Consider the following 11764-nt stretch of genomic DNA (forward strand, 5'->3'; position numbering starts at 1 on the left):
GGGGAAAGGGGCAACTAACCATGCGCGGGCTTTGTCGCGTCAACAGCCGCCGGTGCATCGGTGGGAAAGCGGATCAGGTAATAGGGCGGCGCCCGCAGGTCATGCCCGCCATTCAGCCCACCCAGCCGATTCCATTGCCCCAGCGTGCAGTACACCGTATCGCCATCAACGAATATCCCGTCGGGGGACAGGATTCGCGGGTCATGCACCATGGTGTCGAACGTCCCGTCCACATTGCGGCGAAAGATGGCGTCGTGTTCGAAATTGGTGGTGTAGATGCGTCCCTTCGCATCATTCGCCAGACCATCGGCCACGCCCTTTTCCCCCAGGTCGCGTATCCCGGCGGCAAGCTGCGCATCGGTTCTGGAAAAATCGGCCAGAAGGCTGGTGGGAATGCTGTACAGCCGCCTGCTGGTCAGTGGGCTGTAGTACAGCGTGCTGCTGTCAGGCGACAGGGTAATGCCGTCCACCCCACCCCAGACAAAGCCGGGTGGGTGCAGCGGGGGATCGAACACCAGTGGCCGTCCCTCCACCACCGCCATGAAGGGGCGCTGCGCCTGGATGGAGGGATGATCCGCCAGCACCCGGCGCTGCCGGCCTGTTGCAATATCCACCACCACAAGGGCGGGCGACAGGCCGAAGGAGGAATCGGTCACGTACACCGTACCCTGCGCCCCATGCGTCAGGTCCACCCGCAGGTCGTTCATGTGACTATCCGGCAGCAGGGTCGGCGCACGCAGGATGATGCTGGCGAAAATCCGGTCCGTTTCGGGGTCGATGCCGATCACCTTCGCCGCCCCCGGCACTAGTGGCTGTCCCGCCAGCTTGCCGTCATCAATGGCCCATAACCGTCCCCGCGCATCCGTGGTCATGCCATGTACCGACATGAGGCGGGTGGCCGGCGGCTGGTCGGACGGCATGCTGTGCGCCGCATCGGGATAGGGATACAGCCGGCCGCCCTTCAGTTCCGCAAGGGTCGCCCCGCGGTGATTGACCGCATGCCGGGGAAACCCGACAAATATGCGCCCATGGGTCACGGCGATGCCCGACGGGCCGGGCCCGTCAAACCGGGCAACGATTTCAAACGGACCGGACGACGCCACGCCATGGTCGCGGTTGGTGGCCTCATGCGCCGGTTCTGCCGCACGGGCGACGTCGCCGATGCCAATGGTCAGTGGCAGGATGGCACGAAACAGGTCACGCCTGTGCATGGACATGGTCATCGTCTCCCCTGACGCTGGCTATTCCGCCATTCATGCAAGTCCGGGTGGCAAGGGCAATCGGCCCCGCCCTGACCCGGACTTCACAATCAGTTCATGGGCAGGGATATGGGTGGGTGTTCGGGCGACAGCGTGCGCCGTATCCGTCCCACATCCGCAGTCGTTACGGCGGGTGCGTCATTTCCCCATGCCGCGCGGATGAAGGTGACGGTATCCGCCACGGCCGCGTCATCCATGCTTGCCGCGAAACCGGGCATGACAAAGGCCGAAGGCGCCTGACGCGTTGCGCGCAGGACATTCCCCTCCAGCACGATACGGATCAGGGAATCCGGCCTGGGGTCCATGACCACCGGGTTGCCCGCCAGTGGTGGGAAAGTGGTGGGATAGCCATGGCCATCGGTACGGTGACAGGCGGCGCAGCGATCGACATAGGACCGCGCGCCACGGGCGGACACGTTCCCGGCGCGCAGGGCATCGGTTGCCGTGGGATCATAGGTCCAGCCCTGCGCAACCTGGGTTGCCGTGGGGGACAGGGTTTTGAGGTAACGCGCGATCGCCAGCCGGTCCTCATCCGTCATGTGCTGCGTGCCATGGCCGATGGCATCCGTCATGCCGCCAAAGGCCGCGCCCAGCGGCATGCGCCCGGTGGCCAGGAAACGCACGATGTCATGTTCGTTCCACCGCCCCAGCCCGGTGCGGTTTTCGCCACGCAGGCTGACCGGACGCCAGCCATCCACCGCATCCCCGCCCGACAGGTACAATGGCCCGTCCGCCGCCGTCAGGGCCTTTTCCTGCATGGTCAGGGCGCGGGGCGTGTGACAGGCACCGCAATGACCCGGCCCTTCGACCAGATAGCTGCCACGGGCCACCAGCGGGTCGGCAAAGGTGCGGCGGTCCATGTCGCGCCGCACGTCCTTCGGGTCGGGGGCATACAGGGTGCGCCAGATGGCAAGCGGCCAGCGCATGGACATCGGCCATGACATGCCATCCTGCACCACCCTGTGGGCAACGGGCTTCACGCCATCCATGAAATAGACATACAGCGCATGCACGTCCTCATCCGTCAGGCGCGCATAGGATGGATAGGGCATGGCCGGATACAGCGTCGCCCCGTCACGGCGGATGCCCTGGCGCAGGGCCCGACGGAACTCGGCTTCGGAATACTGGCCGATGCCGGTCTGCCGGTCGGGGGTGATGTTGGGGGCATACAGCGTGCCGGTCGGCAGGTTGAAGGCCAGCCCGCCGGCAAACGGCGCGCCGCCGGATGCCGTATGGCAGGCGGCACAATCGGAAGCGACGGCCATGTAGGCGCCGCGCGCCACCACCGCATCGTGCTGCGCATCATCCTGCGCCCGTGCGGACCCAGCCCCCATTGTCGCCACCGCCAGCACGACTGCCAGCAGGGCACGCCACGTTCCCTTCGTCATGCCCCTCATCCCGCCAGCGGCCCAGGACTGGCAAGATAGGTCGTGCGGATGTGGTGGGCCGCCCAGTACGCCAGTGCGGCGACCATGCCGGTCGGGTTGTATCCCGTTCCCTGCGGGAAGGCATTGGCCCCGATAACGAATACATTATGCACGTCCCACGACTGCAGGTAACGGTTGAGCGCACTGGTACCGGGATCACTACCCATGACCGCGCCACCACCCAGATGGGTGGTCTGGTACTGCCGGGTATCGAACGGCCTGCCGAATTCGCGCTTTGTCAGGTTGACGCGGCGCGCACCCATGGCCTTTGCTACATCGCCAATCCTGTCCACCACGTAGCGGTTCATGCGGATGTCGTTGTCTTTCCAGTCAAACGTCATGCGCAGCAGCGGCTGTCCGTACGCGTCCTTCCATGTCGGGTCCAGGTCGAGATACACATCGCGGTACGCCATGTTCGACCCATGGGCGTCAATGCGCAGGGAATGGCGGTATGTATCGATCATGCCCGCCTTCCACGCACTGCCCCAACGCGGCGTGCCCGGCGGTCCGCCGGAATGGGCGGCGGCAATGGCGCGCACCCCCGCCTGGTTCACCCATACCGGCGATCCGCCCACGAACCCCAGCGGGCCGTGGTCGAAGTTTTCGCTATTGAAATCATCAAACGCGACGCCGCCGCCACCTGCACCGATATACTGGTTCGTCTCGACACCCCGGTCGAGCCAGACAGTGCTGGTCGTCACGTTCTGGTAAACGAAATTACGGCCCACCACCCCTTCGTTGCGCACGGGGTCATACGGTCTGCCAATGCCCGACAGCAGCATGAGCCTGACATTATGGAACTGGAACGCGGTCAGGATGACCATTTCGGCAGGCTGGGTCACCACTTTCCCGTCGGGGTCGGTATAGGTCACCCCGGTCGCGCGCCTGCCATCCGCATCCAGTTCGACCTTCAGCACATGGCAGCCTGCGCGCAGGTCAAACAGCGGGTGCTGCCGCAGCACCGGCAGGATGTTCACGTTGGGGGATGCCTTGGAATACATGTAACAGGCATATCCGCTGCAATACCCGCAGAAATTACATGGTCCCATCTGCGCGCCATAGGGATTGACGTACTGGCGCGACGCATTGGCCGCCGGAAGGGAATAGGGGTGGAATCCCGCTTCTTCCGCCGCCTTGCGGAACAGATGGGCGGTATAGACATCCTTCAGCGCGGGCAGCGGGAAATGGTCGGAACGCGAGGGAGAGAACACATTCCCCTTCCCCACCACCTTCCCGTTTATCATATAGGGTTCGCCCGACGTGCCGAATACCTTTTCGGCCTTGTCGAAAAAGGGTTCCAGTTCCTCATACGTGACGCCGTAATCCTGAAGGTTCATGCCTTCGGGGATGAAGCCGGCGCCATATTTCTCGATCACGCGCGAACGCATCCGCAGGTCATCGGGCGGGATGCGGAAATGCACGCCCGACCAGTGCAGGCCCGCGCCGCCCACGCCCTCACCGGGCAGGAAGGCCGCCATGCGACGATAGGGCAGCGCCGTCTGCTGGCTGTTATTGCGGATGGTGACGGTGTTCTTCGACAGGTCCTGGAACAGTTTATAGCGGAAATTGGCCTCCAGCTCGTCAATCGACGCGGGATAGGCCCCCTCCGACGCGGTGCTGCGGTCGGGGCCACGCTCCAGCATGACAACCGAGCGTCCGGCTTCCGTCATTTCCTTGGCCATGATCGACCCGGCCCAGCCGCCGCCGACGATCACCACGTCAACCGGCTTCAGCCTGCGTGCATCGTCGCTCATGCTGTTTCCCCCGATATGGACACACTGCCCAGCGGGTAATGCGCGCCGTAACGGTCCACCCAGTCCATGAAATCCGCCCGCGCACCGGGAAAACCCAGCATGGTCCAGCCACCAAGGCCGGTATTGCCGCCATGCACGGGGTCCGAAAACGCCCCTTCCATTACATTGGCCAGCAACTGGTCAAAAAACACACTGGATGGAATATCGCCAAAAACCAGCCTGTTGTTCTCGGCCCCACGCAGCAGGTCGTCCTGCAACGCGGGCGCAAGGTCGGCAAACGGCCTGCCGTGACGGGTGGCGGCGTGTGCATTCATGCCTGCGATACCGCGCCGGTACAGATCACGCGGGGCATAGGGCAGCTGGTAGCCAAGGTTATCCGGCCCCTGCACGAACGGGGCCAGCATGTACCATTGCGCCCCGAAGGCGTAGGGGGTGTCCATCTGCATGTCGATGAAGCGGGGCACGTCCAGCGCCCGCGCGCCGGGACCGTTTTCATCGGCCGGGATCAGGCGGTCACACGCGGCGATCAGGAACGCCCATTCGGCGGACGTGAAAAAACGCGGGACATAGGGCGCAGGCGGACGCGATCGCGCCGGGTGGGATGCAAGGGATGTACCACATGCGGCAATTCCCGCCAGTCCCCGCATGAACTGCCGCCGCGACGAAATGAACCGTAAACCACCAATACCCAAAAATGCCTACCCGCTATGCCATGTCATTCCTGATCCGAACGCTCACTATATCCGTGAGGTCCGGATAAATGCCTAGACCATTTTTTCGACATTTTTATTAATGCAAGAAAATATGATCATGAAAAAACGGCCTATAGATAAACTTTTCCAGAGCCAGCCCCTTTTTCGACAGATCGTTTCAACATGTTGCGGATAATGGACAGGTTTCTGGTTTGGCCTGTTTCTCAAGGCGTCCGGAAACGCCACCATGCTGGCAACCAAGGGGCCACCCGGAAACTTCCGCCCTGTTTATTCAGAAGGTTATTCTGGAACATGCCCCCATCGCGGTCGCACCCTTGACCGGTCACGGGACGCACCCTATCCCCCCGGCATGCGCATTCGCCTTTTCATCCCCGGAAGCCTTGGCACCGCCTGCATCGCATCGGTTACGGACATGGCCGTGGGCTACCCGCAGGCTCTTGTGCGCCGGATCGGGCATCCGGTCATGTGGATCGGGGGGCTGATCGGCACGCTGGACAGGCGGCTCAATACTAAAGATGCCACCCCGGCACGGCGCAGGGCCAATGGCTGTCTGGCAGCCATGGTGATTGTCTCGGTGCCGACGGCAGCAGCAGTGCTGGTAAATCGCACCATCCGCCGTATCCTGCCCCGATGGCTGGCGCTGCCACTGACGGCGGTGCTGGCCAGTTCCCTTGTCGCCCAGCGTTCCCTGCACGACCATGTCAAGGCCGTGGCGGTCGCCTCACAGGACAGCCTACCCGCCGCCCGGCGTGCGGTCTCCCATATTGTCGGTCGTGATCCAGAACTGTTGGATGAAGCCGCCGTGCTGAGGGCCGCGACCGAGACACTGGCCGAAAATTTTTCCGATGGCATTGTCGCCCCGCTGCTGTGGATGGCGGCAGGTGGCCTGCCGGGGGCCGTTTTCTATAAATCGGTCAACACGGCAGACAGCATGATCGGCCATCGCACGCCCCGGCATGAAGCCTTTGGCTATGTCGCGGCAAAACTGGATGATCTGGTCAATCTGCCTGCGTCCCGCCTGTCCGCGCTATGGATTATCCTTGCCGCCCTGACCATGCGGGGCATGGGCGCGCGTGCCGCCCTGCGCATCGTGCTGCGCGACGCCCGCCAGCACCGATCCCCCAACGCGGGCTGGCCCGAGGCCGCCATGGCGGGTGCGCTGGGCATACGTCTGTCCGGCCCACGATCCTATGATGGCGTCAGCGTGGCGGAACCGTGGGTGGGCGATGGCCGGTCCGACCTGCGACCTGAAGACCTGTATCGCGCCCTGGCGCTGTACCGTCGCGCCTGTCTGATCCAGACGCTGGCGGGATGCCTGGCCGCTGGCATGCTGACCCGCAAGCTACGGACTGTTCACAGGACACCCTGAAAACAGAAGAACGTTTCTGGTGAAGCTTTTTTCAGGACGCTTCGGGAAAATGCCGGCCGCCTGCCGGAAGGCGACATCCGGACACTTTCTTATTCTAGCGGGACAACGTCGCATCGATCTCGCGCTGCCTGCTGACGGGACGGGCCAGTTCCAGCAGGCTGTCGATATCCAGATGCGTTTCCAGATGATCGGCCAGCGCATCGAGCGCTGCATCCACCGTCGCGTCATGGTCATGCCCGTGTGAGCGTGCCCCAAGCCGCGCCAGCACTGCCGCCCGCGTCCCGCCATCAGCCAGCAGCCCGTGGACATAGGTGCCCCACACCCGGCCCGACGGGCTGACCGCGCCATCATACCGCCCGCCCAGATCAGTCAGGGGGCGGGCGTCATTATCGGGACCGGCAGTCCGGCCGATATGCATTTCGTATCCGCGCAGGCCCACGCCTTCGGGCAGCAGACGACCCGTTACCTCTTCCAGCCGCTTGCTGCCTTCCAGCACGGTGGCAACATCCAGCAGGCCAAGGCCGTCCACCGTGCAGGCCGCCCCCTCGATCCCCATCGGGTCGGCAATGCTGCGTCCCAGCATCTGATAGCCGCCGCATATGCCCATGACATGGCCACCACGACGGACATGGGCATGGATGTCGATATCCCACCCCTCGTCACGCAGCACCGCAAGATCGGCGATGGTCGCCTTCGCACCGGGCAGGATCACAAGGTCGCATGGCGGCAGGACCTGCCCGCGCGGCACCATGGTCAGGCAGACCCCGTCTTCCGATGCAAGCGGGTCCAGATCATCAAAATTGGCGATCATGGGCAGGCAGGGCACCGCAATGCGCAGCCCCTGTGTCCCGCCCCGGCCGCCGGGATGCAGGTCGGCGGCATCTTCCGCCGGCAGGTCACGCACGCGGTCAAGGAAGGGCACCAGCCCCACGGGCCGCCAGCCGGTCATACGCGCGATTGCCGCCATGCCCGCATCAAACAGGGACGGATCGCCCCGCATGCGGTTGACGATAAATCCCTTTATGCGCCGCGCGTCCGCATCCACCACCACCGCCTGCGTGCCCACAAGGCTGGCGATCACGCCGCCACGATCGATATCGCCCACCAGCACGACATTGACATCCGCTGCCTGCGCAAACCCCATGTTGGCAATATCATCGGCCCGCAGATTGACCTCGGACGCTGACCCGGCACCTTCGACCAGCACGATGTCCGCCTGATCGGCAAGGGCGTGGAAACTGTCCAGCACCTCGGGCATCAGGCCGCGCTTGAAGGACTGGAAATCCTTTGCCCGCACCTGCCCGCGCATGCGCCCACGCACCACCAGCTGCGATCCGGTCATGCCCTGTGGCTTGAGCAGCACGGGGTTCATGTCCACCGATAGCGCCGCCCCGCAGGCACGGGCCTGCAGCGCCTGCGCGCGCCCGATTTCGCCACCATCCGCCGTTACCGCCGCGTTGTTGGACATGTTCTGCGGCTTGAACGGGCGTACGCGCAGGCCACGGCGCGTCAGGGCGCGGGCGATTCCTGCCACCAGCACCGACTTGCCCACGCTGGACCCCGTGCCCTGGAACATGAGCGCGCGGGCCGCCATCAGAATTCGATCCCCGCCTGCGCCTTCACGCCCTTTTTGAAATGATGGGCGACCTGCGTCATCTCGGTCACGAGATCGGCGGCCTCGATCATGGCGGGACGGGCGTTGCGTCCCGTCACGACGACATGCTGCATGGCGGGACGGGCCGCGATATCGGCCAGCACATCATCAACCGGCAGGTAGTCGTAGCGCAGCGCGATATTGAGTTCGTCCAGGATCACCATCGCCACGTCCACGCGCTTCAGCGCGGCACGCGCCTGATCCCATGCCGCGCGGCAGTTGGCGATGTCACGGGTGCGGTCCTGTGTATTCCATGTAAAGCCTTCGCCCAGCGCATGCCATTCCACCTGATCGCCAAAGCGTTCCAGCGCCTTGCGTTCCCCCGTGTTCCACGCCCCCTTGATAAACTGGATCACCACGATGCGCCCGCCATGGGCCAGCGTGCGCAGCGCCATGCCAAAGGCAGCGGTGGACTTGCCCTTGCCCGCGCCAGTATGGACCGCCAGCAGGCCCTTCTCGATGGATTTGCTGCTGACTTCCCTGTCCTGCACCTGCTTGCGTTTGGCCATTTTTTCACGGTGGCGGATTTCTTCGGGGGTAAGGGTCATTTCATCTCCATCGGCAGGCCAGCCACCACAAAAACAACACGCGCGACATCCCGCGCCACGGACTGGTGCAGCCAGCCTGCCTCATCACGGAAGCGGCGCGCCAGTGCATTATCGGGCACGATCCCCTGCCCGACCTCGTTCGACACCAGCACGGTCGGGCCCGCGCGGCGGCCAAGGGCTGCCAGCAGCGCCTGCGTGGCGCCCGCAATATCGTGTTCGCCCAGCATGAGGTTGGTCAGCCACAGCGTCAGGCAGTCCACCAGGACGGGCGATGTCCCCGCCCCGTCAAGGGCGGCCGGCAGGTCCAGCGGTTCTTCCACCGTATGCCATCCCGCCCCCCGCCGGGCACGGTGATGGGCCACGCGCTGCGCCATTTCCCCGTCATGGGGCCGACAGGTGGCAAGATAGGTCCATGGCGCGGGCCATTGGGGGAACAGGCCTTCGGCAAAGCGGCTCTTGCCCGACCGCGCGCCCCCCAGCACGAAAATGCAGCCCTGCATGCCGGACATCGTATCCTGTTGGCCCGCCGCCTTCATTTTATCCTCCGCCATCTTGCATCCGGGCGCATAAGACCACACAACGCTGCGCATGCCATCCCGTCTTTCCTTCCCACGCGACATGGCCGCGCTACGCCAGTTGTGCCGTGATCTTCCCCCGCCCGACATGACGGCGGATGCCGCCATTGCCGACCATGACAGCCAGCTGACCAAACCACCCGGCAGTCTGGGGCGGCTGGAGGAACTGGCCCGCTGGGCCGGACGGTGGCAGCATACCGACCGCCCCCGCGCCGAACGGGTGGATATCATTGTTTTTGCGGGCAATCACGGCGTCACCGCGCAGGGTGTGACACCATGGCCCGTCGATGTCACGCGCCAGATGGTCGAGAATTTCCGCAATGGCGGCGCGGCCATAAACCAGATCGCCCGCGTCAGCGCCGCACGCCTGCATGTGGTGGACGTCGAAGCCCTGCGCCCCACCGCCGACATGACCCGTACCCCGGCCATGGATGAGCCGACATTCCTGCGCGCGCTGACCACCGGCATGCAGGCCGTGCGGACGGATACGGACCTGCTGTGCCTTGGTGAGATGGGGATTGGCAATTCAACCGCCGCCTCTGCCGTGTGTGCCGCCCTGTTCGGGGGCGGCGGCGCGAAATGGGCCGGGCGTGGCACCGGACTGGATGATGCGGGGGTACGGCACAAGGCCGCAGTGATCGACCGCGCGCTTGCCTGCCACGACGGCCACCTGTCCGATCCACTGGCCATACTGCGCCATCTTGGCGGACATGAACTGGCGGCGATCATGGGGGCGGTCATCGCCGCGCGGTACAGGAACATTCCCGTGCTGCTGGACGGGTTCATCTGCACGGCAGCGGCGGCCCCGCTGGCGCTGCTGCACCCCAGCGGGCTGGCGCATACCCGACTGTCCCACTGTTCGGCCGAAGGTGGGCATGCCCATCTGGCAGTGGCGCTGGGGCTGTCGCCACTGCTGGACCTTGGGCTGCGGCTGGGTGAAGGGTCCGGCGCGGGGCTGGCCATTCCCCTTGTCCGCTCCGCCATTGCCTGCCTGTGCGGCATGGCGACCTTCGCGCAGGCCCGGGTCAGCGAAAAGGAATGAGCACCATGGGCCGTCTGCGTGCCGACCTTGTCTGCGGGCTGGGGCTGCTGACCCGCCTGCCGGTAGGGTGGCTGGCGCGTGACGGCCTGCCTTACTCCATGACGCGCAGCATATGGTGCTGGCCCCTGATCGGCGGTGGCCTGGGAGCTGGTGCCGGACTGCTTTATGCCGGGCTGCGGTGGCTTGGCATCGCCGCACTGCCGGCTGCGGGATGGAGTACCGGCATGTTGCTGCTGGCCTGCGGCGGGCTGCATGAAGACGGGCTGGCGGACATGGCCGATGGCTGCGGAGGGGGACGGGACAAGGCCCGCAAACTGGAGATCATGCGCGACAGCCGTGTGGGCAGTTATGGCGTCATGGCGGTGGTGATCGCGCTGCTGGTACGGGTGACGGCGCTGGCGGCCATGCAGGGGCATATGGCCTTGACCGTCATGCCCGTGGCGGGTGCGCTGGCGCGTGCGGCCATGACGGTGGTGCTGTGGCGCCTGCCGCCCGCGCGCACCGACGGGCTGGCCAGTTCCATGACGCGCCTGCCGGGTTACGCGCTGGCGGCCTGCATGGCCCTGGCGGCCGGAAGCGCCGTCGTGCTGCTGCCCCTGCCGCGTGCGGCCCTTGCCTGTGGCGTGTCGGTCATGGCAGCGGCCGTCATGTGCCGGTTCGCGCGACAGCAGATTGGCGGCCAAACCGGAGACGTTCTTGGTGCAACGGCAGTTGTGACGGAATGTGCTGTTCTGGCTGCCCTGACCTGAATCCGGGCTGCCCCTGTTCGATCACGCGCACCGACCCCATGGGCGGCGACGGCGCCAGCAGGCTGCCGGGCATGCCGTGGACCATCCCGTGCATGAGGCGGAGCGGGCCGCCATGTGTCACGACGGCGCAGGACTGGCCATACTGCTGCATTTCGGTCCAGAAATGCCGGACACGGGCACGCAGGTCGCTGCCGCTTTCGCCACCGGGCGGGGCAAAGCCCGCCACGTCGGCCGCCCATGCATCCAGTGCCGCGCGCGAAATGTGACTCCACGGTCGGCCTTCCCACTCCCCGAAACTGATTTCACGCAGACGTGAATCCACCTTCAGGTCCAGGTTCATGAACCGCGCCACCCGTTCCGCCACCATCTGGCACCGACGGGCGGGAGAAGAGAACAGAATCCGGCACCCCACCCCCTGCATGACGGTGCGCAGGCCATCGGCCATGCGTTCCCACCCATCCGCCAGAGCAACGTCCCGTTGGCCGTAACACAGGCCTTCCGCCCCCATAACGGCGGGATGGCGCGCCAGCACAATTGCAAAACGGTCTGTCATCCGGTCCAGCCTTCCAATCTGTCCTACTGAACATCTGCGAAGTTCATGAACATCGCCATAAGTTGGATAAGGGGGCAGCCCCCCGATAAGGACATGCCACTTTTTTGCCCCATGATGTCGG

Annotated in this window: 11 protein-coding genes; 3 read left to right on the forward strand and 8 right to left on the reverse strand. The window is 65.0% G+C overall.

What is annotated here, in order from left to right:
- Nucleotides 1-14: 14 nt before the first annotated feature.
- The 4 genes from CFR80_RS05380 to CFR80_RS05395 all read right to left on the reverse strand — a co-directional run bounded on the left by CFR80_RS05380 (nucleotide 15) and on the right by CFR80_RS05395 (nucleotide 5132).
- Nucleotides 15-1223, reverse strand: a complete 1209-nt coding sequence (locus CFR80_RS05380; RefSeq protein WP_010513156.1) for an L-dopachrome tautomerase-related protein — start codon at nucleotides 1221-1223, stop codon at nucleotides 15-17.
- Between the two features lie 86 nt (nucleotides 1224-1309).
- Nucleotides 1310-2647, reverse strand: coding sequence for a cytochrome c (locus CFR80_RS05385; protein WP_010513157.1), 1338 nt, complete (start codon nucleotides 2645-2647; stop codon nucleotides 1310-1312).
- 5 nt (nucleotides 2648-2652) lie between these two features.
- Entirely contained in the window at nucleotides 2653-4440 is a 1788-nt protein-coding gene (locus CFR80_RS05390; protein ID WP_010513158.1) for a GMC family oxidoreductase, read from the reverse strand.
- Nucleotides 4437-5132, reverse strand: a complete 696-nt coding sequence (locus CFR80_RS05395) for a gluconate 2-dehydrogenase subunit 3 family protein (RefSeq protein ID WP_010513159.1) — start codon at nucleotides 5130-5132, stop codon at nucleotides 4437-4439. Before CFR80_RS05395 ends, CFR80_RS05390 begins: the two co-directional genes overlap by 4 nt.
- Nucleotides 5133-5502: 370 nt before the next feature.
- Here CFR80_RS05395 and cbiB point away from each other — a divergent pair, with 370 nt between their 5' ends.
- Entirely contained in the window at nucleotides 5503-6522 is a 1020-nt protein-coding gene (gene cbiB / locus CFR80_RS05400) for an adenosylcobinamide-phosphate synthase CbiB (RefSeq protein ID WP_110507155.1), read from the forward strand.
- 94 nt (nucleotides 6523-6616) lie between these two features.
- On the opposite strand, the gene CFR80_RS05405 is transcribed toward cbiB, so the two are convergent.
- The 3 genes from CFR80_RS05405 to cobU are packed head-to-tail and all read right to left on the reverse strand — an operon-like array spanning nucleotide 6617 to nucleotide 9314.
- Nucleotides 6617-8116 (reverse strand): cobyric acid synthase, encoded by a 1500-nt coding sequence (locus CFR80_RS05405; RefSeq protein WP_010513161.1) that lies wholly within the window; start codon nucleotides 8114-8116, stop codon nucleotides 6617-6619.
- Entirely contained in the window at nucleotides 8116-8724 is a 609-nt protein-coding gene (gene cobO, locus CFR80_RS05410; protein ID WP_010513162.1) for a cob(I)yrinic acid a,c-diamide adenosyltransferase, read from the reverse strand. The genes CFR80_RS05405 and cobO overlap by 1 nt, the downstream gene beginning before the upstream one ends.
- Nucleotides 8721-9314 (reverse strand): bifunctional adenosylcobinamide kinase/adenosylcobinamide-phosphate guanylyltransferase, encoded by a 594-nt coding sequence (gene cobU / locus CFR80_RS05415; protein WP_010513163.1) that lies wholly within the window; start codon nucleotides 9312-9314, stop codon nucleotides 8721-8723. Before cobU ends, cobO begins: the two co-directional genes overlap by 4 nt.
- Here cobU and cobT point away from each other — a divergent pair.
- Nucleotides 9313-10341 (forward strand): nicotinate-nucleotide--dimethylbenzimidazole phosphoribosyltransferase, encoded by a 1029-nt coding sequence (cobT, locus tag CFR80_RS05420; protein WP_010513165.1) that lies wholly within the window; start codon nucleotides 9313-9315, stop codon nucleotides 10339-10341. The genes cobU and cobT overlap by 2 nt on opposite strands.
- On the forward strand, nucleotides 10338-11090 hold the full coding sequence (cobS, locus tag CFR80_RS05425; RefSeq protein WP_010513166.1) for an adenosylcobinamide-GDP ribazoletransferase: 753 nt from the start codon (nucleotides 10338-10340) through the stop codon (nucleotides 11088-11090). The genes cobT and cobS overlap by 4 nt, the downstream gene beginning before the upstream one ends.
- Here the strand turns inward: cobS and CFR80_RS05430 are convergent.
- Nucleotides 10987-11643, reverse strand: coding sequence for a histidine phosphatase family protein (locus tag CFR80_RS05430; protein ID WP_110507144.1), 657 nt, complete (start codon nucleotides 11641-11643; stop codon nucleotides 10987-10989). The genes cobS and CFR80_RS05430 overlap by 104 nt on opposite strands.
- Nucleotides 11644-11764 lie beyond the last annotated feature (121 nt).

The sequence above is a fragment of the Komagataeibacter oboediens genome (assembly GCF_003207815.1).
GTDB lineage: Bacteria > Pseudomonadota > Alphaproteobacteria > Acetobacterales > Acetobacteraceae > Komagataeibacter > Komagataeibacter oboediens.